The organism is Burkholderia sp. Bp9016, assembly GCF_003857765.1.
Taxonomy (GTDB): domain Bacteria; phylum Pseudomonadota; class Gammaproteobacteria; order Burkholderiales; family Burkholderiaceae; genus Burkholderia.
Genome location: NZ_QTPY01000018.1, coordinates 136,475 through 155,306, shown reverse-complemented (window position 1 = coordinate 155,306; position 18,832 = coordinate 136,475). Strand labels below are relative to the sequence as shown.

Genomic DNA, 18,832 nt, shown 5'->3' with positions numbered 1-18,832 from the left:
AGGTGATCGTCGCGATCAACAAGGATCCGGAGGCGCCGATCTTCAGCGTGGCCGATTACGGTCTCGTCGGCGATCTGTTCGCGCTCGTGCCGGAACTCGTGACCGAGCTCGGCTGAAGCAGTGTGATGCTTCAGCGGTAAGCAGCAAGATGAGGGGCGCGATGAGCGCCCCTTTTTTCATGCTCCGAGCGAAGAAGGGGAGGTTCCCGGTACGAAGATCGCGTTCGGGCGATGCTGCGCAGAACATGTATTCATGCCGGCGACGGACTCGAAGCAGAGGGCGCCGGGAGCGGGCTCGCGTTGGCGGACATCCCGTTCAGATCCGGCTGTCCGTTCGTCGAAACGAAAAAGGCGCCCGCGCGGCGCCTTTCCTTTCGATGCCGGCCGGCCCGCATGGCGGCGGGCCGTCTGGACTTACGCGTATGCCGGACGCGTCTGCCCGGCCACGTCCTTCAGGTAGCGATGTACCGACAAGTCGTCGGCCTGGATTGCCGGCTTCTTGCCCGAGATCAGGTCGGCCAGCAACTGGCCCGAGCCACACGACATCGTCCAGCCGAGCGTGCCATGGCCGGTGTTCAGGAACAGGTTCGATACCGGCGTGCGGCCGACGATCGGCGTGCCGTCCGGCGTCATCGGGCGCAGGCCCGTCCAGAACGTCGCGTTCGACGTATCGCCGCCGCCCGGGAACAGGTCGTTCACGCACATTTCTAGCGTTTCGCGACGCGCTGCGCGCAGGCTCTTGTCGAAGCCGACGATTTCCGCCATGCCGCCGACGCGGATGCGCTGGTCGAAACGCGTGATCGCGATCTTGTAGGTTTCGTCGAGCACCGTCGACACGGGGGCAGCCGCTTCGTTGACGATCGGCGCGGTGATCGAATAGCCCTTGAGCGGATAGACCGGAATCTTCATCAGGTTCGAGATGAAGCTGGTCGAGTACGAGCCGAGCGCGACGACGTACGCATCCGCGCGTATCGTCTCGCTGCCGCACTGCACGCCGGCGATCTTGCCGCCGGCAATCGCGAGTGCGTCGATCGGCGTGTTGTAGCGGAACTTGACACCGAGCGATTCGGCGAGCGCCGCGAGGCGCGTCGTGAACAGCTGGCAGTCGCCCGTTTCGTCGCCCGGCAGGCGCAGGCCGCCCGTCAGCTTGTGCGACACGGCGGCGAGAGCCGGTTCGGCGTTCTTCAGTTCGGCCGGCGACAGCAGTTCGAACGGCACGTTCGCTTCCTGCAGCACCGCGATGTCCTTCGCCGCGCCGTCGAGTTGCTGCTGCGTGCGGAACAACTGCAGCGTGCCGCCCGTGCGACCTTCGTACTGGATGCCGGTGTCGGCGCGCAGCGCCTGCAGGCAATCGCGGCTGTATTCGGCGAGGCGGACCATGCGGCCCTTGTTGACCGCATAGCGCTCGGCCGTGCAGTTGCGCAGCATCTGCCACATCCACTGCAACTGGAAGCGCGTGCCGTCGAGGCGGATCGCGAGCGGAGCATGCTTCTCGAACATCCACTTGACGGCCTTCAGCGGCACGCCGGGAGCGGCCCACGGCGCGGCATAGCCGGGCGAGATCTGGCCCGCGTTCGCGAAGCTCGTCTCGAGCGCGGGGCCGGCCTCCCGGTCGATCACCGTGACTTCATGACCGGCGCGCGCGAGGTAATACGCGCTTGCCACGCCCACCACACCGCTGCCCAGAATGACGACTCGCATAGCTGCTCCAGATGGAAGGGATCAGGTCGAGGCCGGGCGCACCCGCGGCTCCGTGTAACCTCTAGCTGATCTAGTTTTTTGAGCTATGGTATTGTCGAATGTGTAGGTTTTGTTATCGTATTTTTCAGGTTTTCAGAAGAAACAAATGAGAACGCAACGCCAGCCAGTACGCTCCCTCGACAAGCTCGACCGGCGCATCCTGAAACTGCTTCAGGAAGACGGCCGGATGGCGATGAAGGACCTCGCGGAACAGGTCGGACTGACCGTGACGCCGTGCATCGAACGCGTGCGGCGCATGGAGCGGGACGGCGTCATCACCGGCTATCACGCGCGCGTCGATCCGGGCCAGCTCGGCGCGGCGCTGCTGGTATTCGTCGAGATCACGCTCGGCCACAAGGGTGGCAACATGTTCGAGCAGTTTCGCCGCGAAGTGATGAAGATCGACGAGGTGCTCGAGTGCCATCTCGTGTCGGGCGATTTCGACTACCTGATCAAGGCGCGGATCGGCGAGATGGCCGACTATCGCAAGCTGCTCGGCGACATCCTGCTGCAATTGCCCGGCGCGGTACAGTCGAAGAGCTATGTCGTGATGGAGGAAATCAAGGAGACGCTGACGATTTCAGTCGGCGAATGACCGCTGCGGCGGCCCGGCTTCGGACTGCCTGTCGGTCCACATATCGCGCCCTTGGCACGCTGCACCCAATACTGTATAAATATACAGTATTGGGTGCAGGCGAATGGGTGAGCGCATGGACGGTCTGTCCGACAACGAATTTCCGATAGCACCGCCCGCGCCCCGCAAGGGGCGTGGTGCGGTCGACAACCTGCAGGGCCGTTACGAAACGACCCTGCGCGAAACGGTGGACGACGGCTGGATGCACGAATCGGACGATGCCGATCTGGCCGCGCCGCTGCGCACGCAGGTGTTCGAGGAGCGCGCCAAGAGCATCCTGACGCACAACCAGTCGCCAGACATTCCGTTCAGCGTGTCGCTCAATCCGTATCGCGGCTGCGAGCACGGTTGCATCTACTGCTTCGCGCGGCCTACGCACAGTTATCTCGGTTTATCGCCGGGGCTCGATTTCGAGAGCCGCATCTATGCGAAGGTCAACGCGGCCGAACTGCTCGAACGCGAGATTTCGCGTAAGCGCTACGTGCCCGAACCCATCGCGCTCGGCGTGAACACAGATGCATACCAGCCGGTCGAGCGCGAACTGCGCATCACGCGCAGCGTGATCCAGGTGATGCACGATCACGGGCTGCCATTCGCAGCGATCACGAAGTCGTCGCTGATCGAGCGCGATCTCGATCTGCTCGCGCCGATGGCCGCGCGCGGACAGGTGATGGCTGCGGTCACTATCACCACGCTCGACGCCGATCTCGCGCGCACGCTGGAGCCGCGAGCGGCGACCCCGGCGCGCCGCTTGCGTACGATCCGCGCGCTGCGCGACGCGGGCGTGCCGGTGGGCGTGAGCATTGCACCGATGATCCCGTTCGTCACCGAGCCCGACCTGGAGCGCGTGCTCGAGGCCTGCGCGGATGCCGGTGCGACGCATGCGAGCTACATCATCCTGCGGCTGCCGTGGGAGGTAGCGCCGCTGTTCAAGAACTGGCTGTCCGCGCATTTCCCCGATCGTGCGGAACGCGTCATGAACCGCGTGCGCGACATGCGCGGCGGGAAGGACTACGACTCGGATTTCTCGAAGCGGATGAAGGGGGAAGGGATCTGGGCCGACCTGTTGCGGCAGCGCTTCCGTCAGGCCGTCAAGCGGCTCGGGTTGAATGAACGCACGAACGGCATCCTGGATCTGTCGCAGTTTCGCGGCGCACCGGCGGGCAAGGCGCCCGCGCAGCGCATCGTTGCGGGCGCAACAGGTGCGAAGGTGCGTGACGACGCGCAGTTGAGCCTGTTCTGACCCGCGCGTCGGCGCTTATTGCGAAATCTGCTTTGCTGCTTCGACTTGCGATTCGAAATACGTCTGGAACGACAGCGCGAGCGCGGTCATCAGCAGGAACGCACCGATCAGCAGCGAGAAGATCACGATGAAGATCACTGTCCAGCCGGATCGGCTGTGCTTGCCGGTGTCGGCATTGAATTGCGCATCCCATTTTTCGTCGGGGCGCAGCCCGTAGACGAGCGCGGCGAGGAACGCGGCCAGCAGCGAGATCGCGCCGGGCACCGCGAGCCACCAGCCGAGGCCGGCGCTGCGCTGTGTGGCGGCGAGCAGCAGGAAGCCGGGGATGCCGACGATCGTCGCGAGCAGGTGCGCCCAGCCGTACACGTCGCGAAAGCCATACAGGTAGAAGCGATGCGCGCCGAGCGATCCGAACAGGAAGGCGAGGGCGGCGGTAAGCGTCTTGGAGCGGAAGCGGCGGGACGGTGCGGTGCTGCTGGACATGGGTGGCGGCGGATGATCGTTGCATGGGCGGCCCGACAGGCCGGCGCGGGCGCACGGCCCGGCACGCATTCTACGATGCCCGGTCGGACCCGGTCACCCCTCGCCTGCGTCAAGGTGACGCATAGGTGACGCGGTAGATGGCGCCCGCGTAATCGTCGCTGACGAGCAGCGAGCCGTCCGGTAGCGGCAGCACGTCGGCGGGGCGGCCCCACACCGTACCGTTCGCACGCAGCCAGCCCGTGATGAATGGCGTCTGGCTTGCGTGACTGCCATCCGCCGACACGACGGCGCGCATTACGCGGTAGCCGACTTTCGTGCTGCGATTCCACGAGCCGTGCTCGGCAATGAATACGTTATTGCGATACGACGCCGGAAACATCGGTCCCGTATAGAAACGCATGCCCAGTGCCGCGACGTGCGCGCCAAGTTTCAGGACGGGCTGCACATATCGGCGGCACACGTCGGGGCTGCCGAATTCGGGGTCGGGCGTGTCGCCGCCGTGGCAGTAAGGGAAACCGAAGTCGAGGCCCGCGCGCGGTGCGCGGTTCAGCTTGTCGTCGGGTGCGTCGTCGCCCATCATGTCGCGCCCGTTGTCGGTGAACCACAGCTCGCCGGAGTCGGGGTGCCACGCGAAGCCGACCGTATTGCGCACACCACGGGCAAATACCTCGCGCCCGCTGCCGTCGGCGTTCATCCGTGCGATGATCGCGTACCGGCTGCGGTCGACGAGACATACGTTGCACGGTGCGCCGGTCGGCACATAAAGCTTGCCGTCGGGGCCGAACGCGATGAATTTCCAGCCGTGGTGATGTTCGGTCGGCAGCGCGTCCGTCACGACCACCGGCGCGGGCGGCTTCGATAGCCGGTCGTCGATGTGGTCGAGGCGCAGGATGCGCGATACGGCCGATATATAGAGCGCACCGTCGCGATACGCGACACCGACGGGCATGTCGAGCCCCGACGCGATCACGTAGTGGGCGCCGATCCGGCCCTCGTGCATCACGAGCGCGTGCACGCGGCCTTCCCGTGTGCCGACATACAGGATACCGCGGGGCGACCACGCCATTTCGCGCGCAGTCGGCACGGCGTCGGTCAGCACGTCCACGTGAAAGCCGGGTGGCATGACGAGTTCGCCCACCGGCAGTGCGGCGCAAGCCGCAGCGGACGCGAGACAGGTGGCGAGACCGGCCAGCAAGCCCGTGAGGCGGTGCTGCGCGCGGTGCTTCGACGTTGCGCGAAATAGCGGCATGGCTGTGGGCGGCGTCTGAACACGACGATTGTATGCCCGGTGACTGAGGCATCCGCGGAATTTTTGCGCGTAAGTGTTTGTTGTGGCTTCAGTTTCCGGCTATAATCGCACGTTTCAGTAGTTTCGAACCCGGTTTCCCCGAAGGATTTCATATGGTTATCATCCGTCTGGCTCGCGGCGGCTCGAAGAAGCGCCCGTTCTACAACATCGTTGCTACCGATTCGCGTAACCGTCGTGACGGCCGCTTCATCGAGCGCGTCGGTTTCTACAACCCGGTTGCTACGAAGGGCGAAGCGCTGCGTATCGCTCAGGACCGTCTGACGTACTGGCAAGGCGTTGGCGCACAACTGTCGCCGACCGTCCAGCGTCTCGTGAAGGAAGCGCAAAAGGCGCAACCGGCTGCCTAACATGGCGCGGTGTGCCGGTCGTGCCGGCTGCAAGGAGCATTGATGTCCGGTCACGATTCCGGTAACACGAAGCGCGGGCGAGCGTCGTTTGGCGCATTCGTCCGCAAGCCGGTCGCACGCGACGTTGTCGCGGACGCCGGTACGGCTGCCGAGCAGGGCAGCCTCGAGGCGGTGCAAGCCTGGCCCGACGATGCTGTCGAGGTCGGGGCGGTGGTCGACGCCTATGGCCTGAAGGGTTGGGTCAAGGTGGCGACGCATGCCGACGCCGGTCGCGGCGGCGATGCGCTGCTAAATGCACGCCGCTGGTGGCTGGAACGGGGTGGGGAGCGGTTGTCCGCCCGCATCCTGCAGTCGAAGACGCACGGCGACACGGTCGTAGCGCAATCCGCGGGTGTCAGCGACCGCGATGCCGCACTGGCTTTGCGCGGCTTTCGCGTGTTCGTGCGCCGGGAGGATTTCCCGGCATTGGCCGCGGACGAATTCTATTGGGTCGACCTGATCGGTCTCGAGGTCGTCAACGAGCAATCGGTGGCGCTCGGGACAGTGAGCGGGATGATCGACAACGGCGTGCATTCGATCATGCGCGTCGAATATCCGGCGATCGGCAAAGACGGTCAGCCGGACACCGCCGAACGGCTGATTCCGTTCGTCGGTGTATACGTCAAAACGGTGGATCAGGCGGCACGTCGCATCGTCGTCGACTGGGAAGCCGATTACTAAATGAACCAGGCTACGGAGAGCGCGGTGCAGTTCGATGTCATCACGCTCTTTCCCGAAATGTTCCGCGCGCTGACCGACTGGGGGATCACCAGCCGGGCCGTGAAGCAGGAGCGCTTCGGGCTGCGCACCTGGAACCCGCGTGATTTCACGACGGATAACTACCGCACGGTCGATGATCGTCCGTACGGTGGCGGCCCGGGCATGGTGATGCTGGCCAAGCCGCTCGAAGCTGCGATCGGTGCTGCGAAGGCAGCGCAGGCGGAGCAGGGTGTCGCGAGCACGCGTGTGGTGATGATGTCGCCGCAAGGCGCGCCTTTCACGCACGAACGCGCGATGCGAATGGCGCAGGAGCCGGGCGTCGTCGTGCTGTGCGGTCGCTACGAAGCGATCGACCAGCGTCTGCTTGACCGTTGCGTCGACGAGGAAATCAGCCTCGGCGATTTCGTTCTGTCCGGTGGCGAACTCCCGGCGATGGCGATGATGGATGCCGTCGTGCGCTTGCTGCCCGGTGTGCTGAACGACTCGCAGTCGGCCGTGCAGGACAGCTTCGCCGACGGGCTGCTCGATTGTCCGCATTACACGCGCCCCGAGGAATACGAGGGGATGCGCGTGCCGGACGTGCTGCTCGGCGGGCATCACGCCGAGATCGAGCGGTGGCGACGGCAGGAAGCCTTGAAGAATACGTTGCAGAAGCGGCCGGATCTGATCGACCGGGCGCGTCGCGACAAATTGCTGAGCCGTGCCGACGAGGCATGGCTTGCGAACCTCGCACGCGAAGCGAAGAACGCCTCTTGAGGCGGCGTCGCAGGCGGGAAATGGCGGTGCCGTGCATGCGTGCGCGGTGCCTGATGTAAATCCATCCTCTATCGGGGCCAAGCCTGGGAGCAGGCGGGTGCAAACGCCGACATGATGGCTTTAGGAGTCAGTGATGAATCTGATTGCAAAACTTGAGCAGGAAGAGATCGAGCGCGCGCTCGCCGGCAAGACGATCCCCGAATTCGCCCCGGGCGACACGGTGATCGTGAACGTGAACGTGGTTGAAGGTAACCGCAAGCGCGTTCAGGCATACGAAGGCGTCGTGATCGCGATTCGCAACCGTGGCCTGAACTCGAACTTCATCGTCCGCAAGATTTCGTCGGGCGAAGGTGTCGAGCGTACGTTCCAGACCTACTCGCCGCTGCTGGCGAGTATCGTCGTGAAGCGTCGCGGCGATGTGCGTCGTGCGAAGCTGTACTACCTGCGCGAGCGTTCGGGCAAGTCGGCTCGAATCAAGGAAAAGCTGGTGTCGAAGGATCGCACCGCAGCAGCTTCCCAAGAGTAAGAGCTGTAAGGAAAAAGCACCCACCCGGGTGCTTTTTTCATTCTGGCGCGACAATATGCTCGATACGACACGAACGCGAGAGTTCCATTGAATCGTCGCCCCATCATTGATCCCGAGGTCCTGCCGGTCGAAGGCACCGGCGCGGGCCTGCCCTCCATCGATTCCCGTTTGCTGATGCCGGCCGGCTTGCGCGAGCGTTTCGCGCGCACGCTCGAATGGAGTGTCGAACCCGGCGAAGCGCGGCTGCAGGAGGGTGTCGATCCGCGCAGCGCTGCCGTCCTCGTGCCGCTCGTCGTTCGCGACACCGGCCTCACCGTGCTGCTCACGCAGCGCGCGGATCATCTGAACGACCACGCCGGGCAGATCAGTTTCCCTGGCGGTCGTCGAGAACCGTTCGATTGCGACACGACCGCGACGGCGTTGCGCGAGGCGAAGGAGGAAATCGGGCTGGCCGCAGAGCGGGTCGAGATTCTCGGCGCGTTGCCCGACTACCTGACGGGCACCGGCTTTTGCGTGACACCTGTCGTGGGACTCGTGCATCCGCCATTTACCGTGCAGGCCGACACGTTCGAAGTCGCCGAGATTTTCGAGGTGCCGCTCGCGTTCCTGATGAGCCCGGCGAACCATCAGGTCCGCGTGTTCCGCTGGGAAGGCGGCGAACGTCGTTTTTTTGCGATGCCCTATCCGAATGGCAAATCCGACGGGCATTACTTCATCTGGGGCGCAACTGCCGGCATGTTGCGCAATCTGTACCGCTTCTTGGCAGCCGGATGACATCCCGCCGGATCCGGCGCACGCGGCCGTCTGCCGGGCGTTCGCGCCGGCAGCCATGCGCTGCTTACGCTGTGCTATCGTTATGCAAAAAATGACATAACTCCGAAGACGGCGCCACGCATGACTTTCTTTTCGGTTCTCCTCGCTCTCATCATCGAACAGGTCCGCGCGTTGTCGCCGAGCAATCCCGTGTTCGCGCTGTTCCAGTTTCATGCGGAAACCGTCGCGCATGGTCTCGACGCCGGCAAGCAAAAGCATGGCGTTCTCGCGTGGCTCGCGGTCGTGCTACCGTGGGTGCTGGTCGTCGCGCTGATCTATTTCCTGCTTTACAAGGTGAGCTTCGTGCTCGCGTTCATCTGGAACGTCGTCGTCGTGTATTTCACGCTCGGGTTCCGTCAGTTCAGCCACTATTTCACTGACATCCATCTCGCGCTCAACAATGACGACGTGCCGCGCGCGCGCGAAATCCTGCACGAGTGGACGGGCCTCGATACGGTCGACATGCCGGTCGGCGAAATCGTCCGCCACACGCTGATTCATGCGGTCGTCGCATCGCATCGTCATGTGTTCGGTGTGTTCTTCTGGTACGTGCTGCCGATCGGCCCGGCCGGCGCCGTGCTGTACCGCATTTCCGAATATCTTGCGCGCACGTGGTCGACGCCGGGCGACGATCGCACGGCTGCATTCTCGACGTTCGCGCAGCGCGCGTTCTTCGCGATCGACTGGATTCCGTCGCGACTGACGGCGCTCGGCTTCGCGATCGTCGGCAACTTCGAGGATGCGATCTACGCGTGGCGCAACCACACGCGTCAGTGGCCGGACCCGAACGACGGCGTGCTGCTCGCGGCCGGTAGCGGCGCACTCGGCGCGCGCCTGGCCGGGCCGCTCGCGGAACCGTCGAGTCTCGACGCGCTCGCAGTCGGCGATAGCGGCCCGCTGACGGTTGGCGACGATTGCACGCCGCGCACGCTGCAGTCGGCCGTCGGCCTGGTCTGGCGCGCGGTGATCCTGTGGATGATCCTGCTGCTGATGCTGACGCTTGCCGTCTGGGTGTCATGACGCGAGAGGGCAGCGCCCGATGAAATGAAAAGGCCGGCTTGATGCCGGCCTTTTTGCTGTGGGTGCGCTCGGCGCATTCAGTCGTCGAGCGGATCGCGCACCGCGCCGCATTGCCAGCAGGCCGTGAACTGGGCCTCCAGCGCTTCGCCGCACTGGCGACAGCGCCATGGGGCAGCGCCGGCCGACGGGCCATTCGACGCGGCATCGAGAAGGCGCCGCGCCAGCGCATCGTCGCGCTCGTCGGCGAGCCACAGCTCGGGCGCGCACGCGTCGGCGGGCAGGCCGCCGAGTGCGCCGGTCGCGTAGCAGTTATGCAGCTCGCAACCTATGCCGGCCACCTGCAGGACATTGGCCCAATGCTGCGCAGTCGCGAGATCGGGTGCCTTGAAACGCATCGCGGCTCCTGTCGGTGAAGGCCGGTCCAACCGGCCCGCCTTCTGCCCGCCGCGCGATCAGCGGACGATCTGGCTTGCCTCGTGCACGAGCTGAGCGTAGAGCGCATGCCGCGACGGCGCGATGCGGCCATCGGCGACGGCTTCGAGAATCGCGCAGCCGGGCTCGTGCAGATGATGGCAATTATAGAAACGGCAGTCCGCGAGCAGCGGGCGGAATTCCGGGAACGCGCGCTCGAGGCGGCCTTCGGTCAGGTGATAAAGGCCGAATTCCTGGAACCCCGGAGAATCGATCAGCGCACCGCCGCCTTCGAGCGGATAGAGGCGCGTGAACGTCGTCGTGTGGCGACCGCTGTTGAGCGCCGCCGAGATTTCGCGGGTCGCGGCCTCGGCATTGGGCACGAGCAGGTTCACGAGTGTCGACTTGCCCATCCCGGACTGGCCGAGCAGGATCGTCGAATGCCCGGCCAGATGCGGTACCAACTGCGCGCGCGCATCGTCGGGCGAGCCTTTTACCGACAGCTCGAGCACGTCGTAGCCGAGGGCCCGGTAGGGCGCGAGACGTTCGCGGGCGACCGGGAGTGCGGCTTCGACGTCGATCTTGTTCAGTACGACGAGCGGCTTCAGTTCGTTCGCCTCGGCCGCGATCAGCGCGCGGCCGAGCAGGTCTTCGCTGAAATAGGGCTCGGTCGCGAGAACGATCAGCAACTGGTCGAGGTTGGCCGCGAAGAGTTTCGACTTGAACTGGTCCGAGCGGTACAGCAGGTTGCGCCGCTCGCCGATCTCGACGATCACGCCCTGGTCGGCCGATGCCTGTTCGTACACGACGCGGTCGCCGACCGCGATGTCGCTCTTCTTGCCGCGCGGGAAGCACTGCAGCATCGGGCCGTCGTCGTCGGGGGCGACGATGTAGTGGCGGCCATGCGCCGCGATCACGCGGCCTTCGACTCGCGGCGCGTCCGACGCACGCGGGGCCGGCTTGCGGGAGGTCGGCCGGCTCATGCGTGCTGCATCAGGCGGTCGATCCGCTGCGAGGCGGGCGGATGCGAGTAGTAGAAGGCCGTGTAGACGGGGTCGGGCGTCAGTGTCGACGCGTTGTCCTCGTAAAGCTTCACGAGCGCGCTGACGAGATCCTGTGCATCGGTCTGGCTGGCCGCGAACGCGTCGGCCTCGAATTCGTGCCTGCGCGACGTGAGGCTGCTGAACGGCGTCGCGAAGAACAGGAACACGGGAATCGCGAGGAAGAAGAGCACGAGCGCGGCACCTGCGTTGCTGGAGTCGAGCGACGGCGTGACGCCGAGGCCGGTGTAGAACCACGTGCGTTGCGCGAGCCAGCCGAGCAGGGCGAGCAGCACGAGGCTCAGCACGAACGACACCAGCATCCGCTTCATCACGTGACGGCGCTTGAAGTGACCGAGCTCGTGTGCGAGCACGGCTTCGATTTCCTGGCCCGACAGCCGAGCGAGCAGCGTGTCGAAGAACACGATCCGCTTCGATGCGCCGAAGCCCGTGAAGTACGCGTTGCCGTGCGCGGAACGGCGGCTGCCGTCCATCACGAACAGGCCCTTCGCCGCGAAGCCGCAACGCTTCATCAGCGACTCGATGCGCGTGCGCAGCGCGTCGTCCTTCAGTGGTTCGAACTTGTTGAAGATCGGCGCTATGAAGGTCGGGTAGATCAGCAGCACGAGCATCTGGAACGCGACCCAGACGATCCACGTCCACAGCCACCACAGGCTGCCGGCCTGGTTCATCAGCCACAGCACGACGAACAGCAGCGGCAGGCCCAGCACGGCGCCGAGCAGCGTGTTTTTCAGCATGTCGGTGAAGAACAGCCGCCTGGTCATCCGGTTGAAGCCGAAACGCTGTTCGATTCCGAACTGGCGGTAATACTCGAACGGCACGTCGATCACGCTCGTGATCACGAGCACGGCGGCGACGAGCGCGACCTGCTGCCCGTAGCCGCGACCGAACCAGCCGGTGAGCAGCGTGTCGAGCGCGCCTACGCCGCCGAGCAGCGTGAGACCGACCAGCACGGCCGCGCTGACGACGATCTCGAACATCGCGAGCCGGGTGCGCTCGACGGTGTAGTCGGCCGCGCGCTGGTGAGCACTCAGCGGAATGGTGGCGCTGAACTGCGCGGGCACACCGTTGCGGTGCGCGGCGACGAAGCGGATCTGCCGCGACGCGAGCCATAGCTTGGTGACGACCATCGCGAGCACGGCGATCGCAAACAGCAGGGTGAACGAAAAGGGTGACATCGAAGGCGCCAAAGGGTTCTATGCGAGAATTATATGTTCTTGCGGACCGGGCCCGCTTACGCGATGCCGCCCGCCGTCCGCCATTTTCCAGGATGACTCATGACCGATACCGCCGCTTCCGCCAGCCAGCCCGCGCTCGTGCGCAACGAGTTGAACCTCGTCTGGCTCGACATGGAGATGACGGGCCTCGACCCGGATAACGACCGCATCATCGAAATCGCGGTCGTCGTGACCAATTCCACGCTCGACATTGCCGTGGAAGGCCCTGTGTTCGCGATCCACCAGAGCGACGAAACGCTCGCGAAGATGGACGACTGGAACAAGTCGACGCACGGCCGTTCGGGCCTGATCGACCGCGTGCGCGCGTCGACCGTGACCGAGGAGGAAGCCGCCGCGCAGTTGCAGGCGTTCCTCGCGCAGTACGTGTCGCCCGGCAAGTCGCCGATGTGCGGCAACTCGATCTGCCAGGACCGCCGCTTCATGGCGCGCTGGATGCCGGAATTCGAGCGGTTCTTCCACTACCGCAACCTCGACGTCAGCACGCTCAAGGAGTTGTGCCGCCGCTGGCAGCCCGCGATCTACAAGGGTTTCCAGAAGCGCGCGATGCATACGGCGCTGGCGGACATCCTCGAATCGATCGACGAGCTCAAGTACTACCGCCAGCATTTCCTGATTCCGGCCGCATCGGCGGCGCCGGCAGGCGAGTCCGCGCCGGCCGCCTGAGCGGGCCGGCACACGCTCAGCGCGGCGCGCGCTGGGCGTTCTTCGGCCGGAATGCCGCGACCACCGCGGCGTCGGTCTCGATATACGGGCCGCCGATCAGGTCGATGCAATAGGGCACTGCGGCGAAGATGCCGGGCACGGTCGACTTGCCGTCGGCATCGCGCAGCCCTTCGAGCGTTTCCCGGATCGACTTCGGCTGACCGGGCAGGTTGATGATCAGCGCCGCATGGTCGGCCCGGGCCGTTTCGCGGATCACCGCGACCTGCCGCGAGAGGATTGCGGTCGGCACGAAATTCAGGCTGATCTGCCGCATCTGTTCGCCGAATCCCGGCATTTCCTTTGTTGCCACGGCCAGCGTGGCCTCCGGCGTCACGTCGCGGCGCGCGGGGCCGGTGCCGCCCGTCGTCAGCACGAGATCGCAGCCGGCGACGTCGACGAGTTCGGCCAGCGTGGCGGAGATTGTCGGTGCGTCGTCCTGGATCAGCCGGGTTTCGGCGCGCCAGGGCGAGGTCAGCGCGCCGGCAAGCCATTCCTGCAGCGCCGGAATGCCCTTGTCCTCGTAGACGCCGGTGCTCGCGCGGTCGCTGATCGACACGAGGCCGACCACGAGCTCGTCCGGGTGGTTACGCTTCGTCGTCATGGTCGTCTCCGGCATCGTCCGGCGCGTCATCGCCGTCCGCCTCGTCCGTGCCGCTTGCGGTCTTGATCCACTGGAACAGTTCGCGGAAATAGCGCGGCGGCTTGCCTTGCTGCGCTTCCTTGCGTGCGTTGCGGATCAGCGTGCGGCCTTCCTGGATGTCGGCCTCGGGGTGCTGGCGGAGGAATTCGGTCAGCGCGTCGTCGTTCGCGAGCAACTGTTCGCGCGTGCGCTCGATCCAGTGCAGGCGCGCCGTCGCGGCCTTGTTGACGCCGCGCTGTGCGTCGAGCGCGGTGCGCAGCGCGGCCGTCTCGTCGTCGGTCAGCGAGCGCATCACGCGGCCGACGTACTGCAACTGGCGGCGCTTGCCTTCGTGATCGGTGATCCGGCGGGCTTCGCGCACGGCGTCCGCAAGATCTTCGGGCATCGGCATGCGCTTGAGCGCGTCCTTCGGCAGGTCGACCAGTGCCTGGCCGAGCTCCTGCAGCGCGTGCATCTCGCGTTTCAACTGGGATTTGCTGGGGCGATCGTATCCATTGTCGTCGTCTTCGACGGCATGCTCGATCGGCTGGATTCGGGTTTTGCGTGTCATGGGCGGCATTGTATCGCGGCGCGGACCCCCGAAGCTTGTCGGTATCCGGCCCCGGACCTTGCTATGATCGCGGGATACGCAACATTTTGAACACGCGGGCGCCCGCCCGCCACCGGATATCAAGACGATGGCAGCCAATCTCGACGTACAAGCGCGCTATTTCCCGCACACGCAGGACCAACTCAAAGAAATTGCCTCGGACATCCTTCGCCATGCGAAGGCGCTCGGCGCGAGCGACGCCGCGACTGAAATCTCCGAAGGTGACGGCCTGTCGGTGTCGGTGCGCCGCGGCGAGGTCGAGACGATCGAACACAACCGCGACAAGATGGTCGGCGTGACGGTGTTCATCGGCAAGAAGCGCGGCAACGCGAGCACGTCCGATTTTTCGCCGGCCGCGATCAAGGATACCGTCGCCGCCGCATACAACATCGCGCGCTTCACGGCCGAAGACGACGCGGCAGGCCTCGCCGAAGCCGAACTGCTCGAAACCGACCCGCGCGACCTCGATCTCTATCACCCGTGGGCGCTGTCGGCCGACGAGGCCGTCGAGCTCGCCCGCCGCGCGGAAGACGCCGCGTTCGCCGTCAGCCCGCAGATCCGCAACTCGGAAGGCGCGAGCGTGTCGGCGCAGCATTCGCAGTTCGTGCTCGCAACGTCGCGCGGCTTTCTCGCCGGCTACCCGTATTCGCGTCACTACATCGCGTGCGCACCGATCGCGGGCAGCGGCCGCCACATGCAGCGCGACGACTGGTATTCGTCGAAGCGCAGCGCGGTCGATCTCGCCGCACCCGAAGCCGTCGGGCGCTATGCGGCCGAACGCGCGCTCGCGCGGATGGGGGCACGCCGTCTCGACACCCGCAAGGTGCCCGTGCTGTTCGAGGCGCCGCTTGCGGCCGGCCTGCTCGGCGCATTTGTGCAGGCCGTGAGCGGCGGTGCGCTGTACCGCAAGACGTCGTTCCTCGTCGACAGCCTCGGCAAGCCGGTGTTCGCACCGCACGTCCAGGTCGTCGAGGATCCGCACGTGCCGCGCGCAATGGGCAGCGCACCGTTCGACGAGGAAGGCGTGCGCACGCGCGCGCGCAGTGTGGTCAGCGACGGTGTCGTCGAGGGCTACTTCCTGTCGACCTATTCCGCACGTAAGCTCGGCACGCAGACCACCGGCAATGCGGGCGGCTCGCACAACCTCGCGCTGCGCAGCTCGAATACGCAACCGGGCGACGATTTCGACGCGATGCTGAAGAAGCTTGGCACGGGCCTGCTGCTGACCGAACTGATGGGGCAGGGCGTGAACTACGTGACCGGCGACTATTCGCGCGGCGCGGCGGGCTTCTGGGTCGAGAACGGCGTGATCCAGTACCCGGTCGAGGAAATCACCGTCGCGAGCACGCTACAGGAAATGTTCCGGCATATCGTCGCGATCGGAGCGGATTCGATCGTGCGCGGTACAAAGGAAACGGGCTCGGTGCTGATCGAACAGATGACGATCGCCGGCCAGTAAGCCGAGCGGCATCGGCCGCCATGAAAACGAAAAGCCCGATCGGCGCGAGCCGGTCGGGCTTTTTCATTACGCGTCGCGTCGCTTTGCGCGTCAGCCGTGCTTGCGCGCGTAGACGACGAACGCATAGCCGAACGTGTTCGGCGCGGCAGCCTGGTGCGGGTCGCGCGACACTTCGTGCCAGTGCGCGGGATCGGGCGCGGGGAACGACGCGTCGCCGTCGAAATCCGCATCGATCTCGGTGACGACCAGCTTGTCCGCGAGCGCGAGGCCTTCCATATAGAGCTGAGCCCCGCCGATCAGGAATGCTTCGGGCACGCCATCGCGCGCAGCGAGCGCGAGCGCGTCGGCGAGGGACGTGACGGTGTCGCAGCCATCGAAGCGGCGCGCTGCGTCGCGTGTGACGACGATGTTGCGGCGGCCCGGCAGCGGACGGCCGATCGACTCGTGGGTCTTGCGGCCCATCACGATCGGCGCACCCATCGTCATGCGCTTGAAGAACGCGAGGTCCTCGGGAAGTTTCCAGGGCAACTGGTTGTCGCGGCCGATGATGCCGTTGCGGGCACGCGCGACGATCAGGGTCAACGTCGTCATGAGAGTCGGGAAAAGGGGGAATCGCAATGGCGCCGATTCTACCGGAACGGCAAGTTGTGCCGGATGCGGCGCGGGCTGGCAGCGGTGTTCGCGTTCTAGCATGCGCGACGGCGATGCCCCGAACAAAAAGAGTGCCCGCCGGGGGACGGGCACGAAAAAGGTGCGCGTGGTTGCGTCGACGATGCGGGATGCGACTCGGGGTTCGTCCATGACGAAATCAATCGATATGTAATCCTCATCGAATGTCGGGGATGCGAAATCGCATGCGCATCATTGATGCGGCTGGTTTCCTGCGCCTCCTTCCATCGCATGCTGCATGTCACCGGGGCGTGGTGCGGGAATCGGCATCGGCAGCCGGGCGGGCGGTGCGATTTCGTCCCACAGCGTCACCGAGGACTTGTCGGAGGAAAGCGGTTGCGGCGCCGCGACGAACATGATGCCGAATTCGTCTTCCTGTCGTGCGTTCAGCGTGCTTTCGGCAAGCAGCGTCGCATGACCAGGCATCATGCTTTCGCCCGCGTATGCCGGTATGAACGGGCAGGCCGCTGCGAGCGCAATCGCAGCGGGCAGGAAAGAAAGTAAAGGGATTTTTCGCATGGTCGGCGCTCTCCGATCTGTTACTCATTCAGCGAAATGCATGCCATCGCTCGAGGAGCGTTGTCGCATCTGCGACTCGCTCGTGAGCATTGCGAATCACGGTCGAAAACGCCGAAAAATGTTTCAGGCATGAAACGATGGGGCTCGGGAATACTGCGGATTCAATCACCACGCCGCAAGGATGAAAATCGGCGCATGTGTCGATACGGGAAGATGTCACTGCCCGTGTGCTATGTGCAGATGATTGACCTGTATCGACCGCAGAGCGATTCGGCCGCTCGCCCACGTGCGCTGCAATTGGTTTGTCGTATTCGGCGCCTATAACTAAGCTGTCTTGATCAAAAAAATAACTGGACGCGAAACAAGCGCCATCATCCGAGGCATGTCGTTGCCGCGTATGGACATGGCGAATCGAGCCGCTTCGGCTGACCCGATTTGATCCTTTTCGCACGTGATTTCGCGTGCGCGGCAATCGTTAGACGGTTGATGAACGGGGTGTGCATATGCGAGCCGAGCAGCGGCATGTGATCTATTTTTCGCGCGAACCGAACGACGCGTTGCGCGGACATTTCGACGAATGCGGATGGCGTGTCGATCTTGCGGAGACCGCACGCGACGTGCGGCGCGTCGTGCAGCACGGCGTTGCATCTGCCGGCCTGCTCGATTTTTCGCCGGGTTTCAGGCCCGCGGACCTGCGCGAACTCGAAGCGTGTCTGAGCATTCAGCACATCGGCTGGATCGCTGCGACGCTGCGCGGCCAATTGCAGGACGCCACGCTGCGGCACCTGATTCGTGACTATTGCTTCGACTACGTGACGATGCCGTACGAAACCGCGCGAATCGTCGAGACGGTCGGCCATGCGCACGGGATGGTCGCACTGACCGATCCGGTGGCGTCGCCGGTCGGCGCCGGGCGCGCCGAAGGCGAGATGGTCGGCACCTGCGACGCGATGCTCGGGCTGTTCAAGACGATCCGGCGCGTCGCGACGACCGATGCACCGGTATTTATTTCCGGCGAATCGGGCACGGGCAAGGAGCTGACGGCCGTCGCGATTCACGAGCGCTCGTCGCGCGCGCACGCGCCGTTCGTCGCGATCAACTGCGGTGCCATCCCGTCGACCCTGCTGCAGGCCGAACTGTTCGGCTATGAGCGCGGTGCGTTTACGGGGGCGAATCAGCGCAAGATCGGCCGCGTCGAAGCGGCCAATGGCGGCACGCTGTTTCTCGACGAGATCGGCGACCTGCCGCTCGAAAGCCAGGCGAGCCTGCTGCGCTTCCTGCAGGAAGGCAAGATCGAGCGGCTTGGCGCGCACGTATCGGTGCCGGTCGACGTGCGCGTGATCTGCGCGACCCACGTGGACATGGAGGCGGCGCTGCGCGAAGGGCGTTTCCGCGAGGACCTGTTCCACCGCCTGTGTGTGCTGAAGATCGAGGAGCCGCCGCTGCGTGCGCGCGGCAAGGATATCGAGGTGCTGGCGCGCCACATGCTCGAGCGTTTCAAGGGCGATGCGCATCGCCGCCTGCGCGGTTTCTCGCCGGATGCGATCGCCGCGCTGTACGGCTATCCGTGGCCGGGCAACGTGCGCGAGCTGATCAACCGCGTGCGTCGGGCGATCGTGATGTCCGAGGGACGGATGATTACCGCGGCCGATCTCGAGCTGAACGAGTTCGCGATGCTCGCGCCCGTGTCGCTGACGGAGGCGCGGGAGGCGGCCGAACGGCAGGCGATCGAGCAGGCGCTGTTGCGGCATCGCGGCCGTTTCGCCGATGCCGCACGCGAACTCGGCGTGTCGCGCGTCACGCTCTACCGGCTGATGTGCGCGCACGGAATGCGCGATCGCGGCGACACGCTGGCAGGGTTTTCCGCGCCGTTGCCGGAGGTTCCGCGGCACGCTTGCTAAAATTGGCGGGTACG

Annotated in this window: 21 protein-coding genes and 1 pseudogene; 12 read left to right on the top strand and 10 right to left on the bottom strand. The window is 65.1% G+C overall.

What is annotated here, in order from left to right:
• Positions 1 to 116 (top strand): annotated as a pseudogene (locus tag DIE13_RS22420) (electron transfer flavoprotein subunit alpha/FixB family protein); the annotation flags it as partial.
• A 297-nt stretch (positions 117 to 413) separates the two neighbouring features.
• Here DIE13_RS22420 and DIE13_RS22415 read toward each other — a convergent pair.
• A complete protein-coding gene (locus DIE13_RS22415; RefSeq protein WP_124829332.1) occupies positions 414 to 1,700 on the bottom strand; it encodes a D-amino acid dehydrogenase in 1,287 nt (428 codons plus the stop codon).
• Positions 1,701 to 1,845: 145 nt separating this feature from the next.
• On the opposite strand from DIE13_RS22415, the gene DIE13_RS22410 reads away from it, so the two are divergent.
• A complete protein-coding gene (locus DIE13_RS22410; RefSeq protein WP_124829331.1) occupies positions 1,846 to 2,334 on the top strand; it encodes an Lrp/AsnC ligand binding domain-containing protein in 489 nt (162 codons plus the stop codon).
• 103 nt (positions 2,335 to 2,437) lie between these two features.
• Positions 2,438 to 3,616 carry a PA0069 family radical SAM protein gene (locus tag DIE13_RS22405; protein ID WP_124829330.1) on the top strand — a complete coding sequence of 393 codons (1,179 nt, stop codon included), beginning with the start codon at positions 2,438 to 2,440 and terminating at the stop codon, positions 3,614 to 3,616.
• 15 nt (positions 3,617 to 3,631) lie between these two features.
• On the opposite strand, the gene DIE13_RS22400 is transcribed toward DIE13_RS22405, so the two are convergent.
• Together DIE13_RS22400 and DIE13_RS22395 are read right to left on the bottom strand one after the other, a co-directional pair.
• Positions 3,632 to 4,099, bottom strand: a complete 468-nt coding sequence (locus DIE13_RS22400) for an NINE protein (protein WP_096507577.1) — start codon at positions 4,097 to 4,099, stop codon at positions 3,632 to 3,634.
• Between the two features lie 109 nt (positions 4,100 to 4,208).
• Positions 4,209 to 5,348: a PQQ-dependent sugar dehydrogenase gene (locus tag DIE13_RS22395; RefSeq protein ID WP_124829329.1), complete on the bottom strand. Its 1,140-nt coding sequence runs from the start codon at positions 5,346 to 5,348 to the stop codon at positions 4,209 to 4,211.
• 152 nt (positions 5,349 to 5,500) lie between these two features.
• Here DIE13_RS22395 and rpsP point away from each other — a divergent pair, with 152 nt between their 5' ends.
• From rpsP to DIE13_RS22365, 6 genes are all read left to right on the top strand, one after another.
• Complete coding sequence (rpsP, locus tag DIE13_RS22390) at positions 5,501 to 5,755, top strand: 30S ribosomal protein S16 (RefSeq protein ID WP_006400702.1); 255 nt, start codon at positions 5,501 to 5,503, stop codon at positions 5,753 to 5,755.
• A 42-nt stretch (positions 5,756 to 5,797) separates the two neighbouring features.
• Entirely contained in the window at positions 5,798 to 6,475 is a 678-nt protein-coding gene (gene rimM / locus DIE13_RS22385) for a ribosome maturation factor RimM (RefSeq protein WP_124829328.1), read from the top strand.
• The gene (gene trmD / locus DIE13_RS22380; RefSeq protein WP_124829327.1) at positions 6,476 to 7,270 is read left to right on the top strand and encodes a tRNA (guanosine(37)-N1)-methyltransferase TrmD; all 795 of its coding nucleotides are present in this window, start codon (positions 6,476 to 6,478) and stop codon (positions 7,268 to 7,270) included.
• A 133-nt stretch (positions 7,271 to 7,403) separates the two neighbouring features.
• Positions 7,404 to 7,796 (top strand): 50S ribosomal protein L19, encoded by a 393-nt coding sequence (gene rplS / locus DIE13_RS22375; protein ID WP_011883860.1) that lies wholly within the window; start codon positions 7,404 to 7,406, stop codon positions 7,794 to 7,796.
• Between the two features lie 87 nt (positions 7,797 to 7,883).
• Positions 7,884 to 8,570 (top strand): CoA pyrophosphatase, encoded by a 687-nt coding sequence (locus tag DIE13_RS22370; protein ID WP_124829326.1) that lies wholly within the window; start codon positions 7,884 to 7,886, stop codon positions 8,568 to 8,570.
• Between the two features lie 120 nt (positions 8,571 to 8,690).
• Positions 8,691 to 9,629: a CobD/CbiB family protein gene (locus DIE13_RS22365; RefSeq protein WP_124829325.1), complete on the top strand. Its 939-nt coding sequence runs from the start codon at positions 8,691 to 8,693 to the stop codon at positions 9,627 to 9,629.
• A 77-nt stretch (positions 9,630 to 9,706) separates the two neighbouring features.
• On the opposite strand, the gene DIE13_RS22360 is transcribed toward DIE13_RS22365, so the two are convergent.
• From DIE13_RS22360 to DIE13_RS22350, 3 genes are read right to left on the bottom strand one after another with little or no spacing between them, the layout of a single operon-like run.
• Positions 9,707 to 10,024, bottom strand: a complete 318-nt coding sequence (locus DIE13_RS22360) for a putative signal transducing protein (RefSeq protein ID WP_124829324.1) — start codon at positions 10,022 to 10,024, stop codon at positions 9,707 to 9,709.
• 57 nt (positions 10,025 to 10,081) lie between these two features.
• Entirely contained in the window at positions 10,082 to 11,023 is a 942-nt protein-coding gene (gene rsgA, locus DIE13_RS22355; protein WP_124829323.1) for a ribosome small subunit-dependent GTPase A, read from the bottom strand.
• A complete protein-coding gene (locus tag DIE13_RS22350) occupies positions 11,020 to 12,279 on the bottom strand; it encodes a M48 family metallopeptidase (RefSeq protein WP_124829322.1) in 1,260 nt (419 codons plus the stop codon). The genes rsgA and DIE13_RS22350 overlap by 4 nt, the downstream gene beginning before the upstream one ends.
• 99 nt (positions 12,280 to 12,378) lie before the next feature.
• Here DIE13_RS22350 and orn point away from each other — a divergent pair, with 99 nt between their 5' ends.
• Complete coding sequence (gene orn, locus DIE13_RS22345) at positions 12,379 to 13,002, top strand: oligoribonuclease (protein WP_124829321.1); 624 nt, start codon at positions 12,379 to 12,381, stop codon at positions 13,000 to 13,002.
• 16 nt (positions 13,003 to 13,018) lie between these two features.
• Here orn and mog read toward each other — a convergent pair whose 3' ends face one another.
• Both mog and yjgA read right to left on the bottom strand, forming a co-directional pair.
• A complete protein-coding gene (gene mog / locus DIE13_RS22340; protein WP_124829320.1) occupies positions 13,019 to 13,642 on the bottom strand; it encodes a molybdopterin adenylyltransferase in 624 nt (207 codons plus the stop codon).
• Positions 13,626 to 14,231: a ribosome biogenesis factor YjgA gene (gene yjgA, locus DIE13_RS22335; protein WP_275405004.1), complete on the bottom strand. Its 606-nt coding sequence runs from the start codon at positions 14,229 to 14,231 to the stop codon at positions 13,626 to 13,628. Before yjgA ends, mog begins: the two co-directional genes overlap by 17 nt.
• Before the next feature lie 127 nt (positions 14,232 to 14,358).
• Here yjgA and pmbA point away from each other — a divergent pair, with 127 nt between their 5' ends.
• Positions 14,359 to 15,729, top strand: a complete 1,371-nt coding sequence (gene pmbA, locus DIE13_RS22330; protein ID WP_098549374.1) for a metalloprotease PmbA — start codon at positions 14,359 to 14,361, stop codon at positions 15,727 to 15,729.
• 90 nt (positions 15,730 to 15,819) lie between these two features.
• Here the strand turns inward: pmbA and DIE13_RS22325 are convergent, their stop codons facing one another.
• Positions 15,820 to 16,320, bottom strand: coding sequence for a dihydrofolate reductase (locus DIE13_RS22325; protein WP_124829319.1), 501 nt, complete (start codon positions 16,318 to 16,320; stop codon positions 15,820 to 15,822).
• Between the two features lie 270 nt (positions 16,321 to 16,590).
• A complete protein-coding gene (locus DIE13_RS22320; RefSeq protein ID WP_311768338.1) occupies positions 16,591 to 16,827 on the bottom strand; it encodes a hypothetical protein in 237 nt (78 codons plus the stop codon).
• Positions 16,828 to 17,420: 593 nt separating this feature from the next.
• Between DIE13_RS22320 and DIE13_RS22315 the strand changes: the two genes are divergently transcribed.
• A complete protein-coding gene (locus DIE13_RS22315) occupies positions 17,421 to 18,818 on the top strand; it encodes a sigma-54 dependent transcriptional regulator (RefSeq protein WP_124829317.1) in 1,398 nt (465 codons plus the stop codon).
• Positions 18,819 to 18,832 lie beyond the last annotated feature (14 nt).

Coding starts and splice junctions, on each gene's coding strand:
- DIE13_RS22415 (WP_124829332.1), bottom strand. CDS start 1,700: ATGCGAGTCGTCATTCTGGGCAGCGGTGTGGTGGGCGTGGCAAGCGCG.
- DIE13_RS22410 (WP_124829331.1), top strand. CDS start 1,846: ATGAGAACGCAACGCCAGCCAGTACGCTCCCTCGACAAGCTCGACCGG.
- DIE13_RS22405 (WP_124829330.1), top strand. CDS start 2,438: ATGGGTGAGCGCATGGACGGTCTGTCCGACAACGAATTTCCGATAGCA.
- DIE13_RS22400 (WP_096507577.1), bottom strand. CDS start 4,099: ATGTCCAGCAGCACCGCACCGTCCCGCCGCTTCCGCTCCAAGACGCTT.
- DIE13_RS22395 (WP_124829329.1), bottom strand. CDS start 5,348: ATGCCGCTATTTCGCGCAACGTCGAAGCACCGCGCGCAGCACCGCCTC.
- rpsP (WP_006400702.1), top strand. CDS start 5,501: ATGGTTATCATCCGTCTGGCTCGCGGCGGCTCGAAGAAGCGCCCGTTC.
- rimM (WP_124829328.1), top strand. CDS start 5,798: ATGTCCGGTCACGATTCCGGTAACACGAAGCGCGGGCGAGCGTCGTTT.
- trmD (WP_124829327.1), top strand. CDS start 6,476: ATGAACCAGGCTACGGAGAGCGCGGTGCAGTTCGATGTCATCACGCTC.
- rplS (WP_011883860.1), top strand. CDS start 7,404: ATGAATCTGATTGCAAAACTTGAGCAGGAAGAGATCGAGCGCGCGCTC.
- DIE13_RS22365 (WP_124829325.1), top strand. CDS start 8,691: ATGACTTTCTTTTCGGTTCTCCTCGCTCTCATCATCGAACAGGTCCGC.
- DIE13_RS22360 (WP_124829324.1), bottom strand. CDS start 10,024: ATGCGTTTCAAGGCACCCGATCTCGCGACTGCGCAGCATTGGGCCAAT.
- rsgA (WP_124829323.1), bottom strand. CDS start 11,023: ATGAGCCGGCCGACCTCCCGCAAGCCGGCCCCGCGTGCGTCGGACGCG.
- DIE13_RS22350 (WP_124829322.1), bottom strand. CDS start 12,279: ATGTCACCCTTTTCGTTCACCCTGCTGTTTGCGATCGCCGTGCTCGCG.
- orn (WP_124829321.1), top strand. CDS start 12,379: ATGACCGATACCGCCGCTTCCGCCAGCCAGCCCGCGCTCGTGCGCAAC.
- mog (WP_124829320.1), bottom strand. CDS start 13,642: ATGACGACGAAGCGTAACCACCCGGACGAGCTCGTGGTCGGCCTCGTG.
- yjgA (WP_275405004.1), bottom strand. CDS start 14,231: ATGACACGCAAAACCCGAATCCAGCCGATCGAGCATGCCGTCGAAGAC.
- pmbA (WP_098549374.1), top strand. CDS start 14,359: ATGGCAGCCAATCTCGACGTACAAGCGCGCTATTTCCCGCACACGCAG.
- DIE13_RS22325 (WP_124829319.1), bottom strand. CDS start 16,320: ATGACGACGTTGACCCTGATCGTCGCGCGTGCCCGCAACGGCATCATC.
- DIE13_RS22320 (WP_311768338.1), bottom strand. CDS start 16,827: ATGATGCCTGGTCATGCGACGCTGCTTGCCGAAAGCACGCTGAACGCA.
- DIE13_RS22315 (WP_124829317.1), top strand. CDS start 17,421: ATGCGAGCCGAGCAGCGGCATGTGATCTATTTTTCGCGCGAACCGAAC.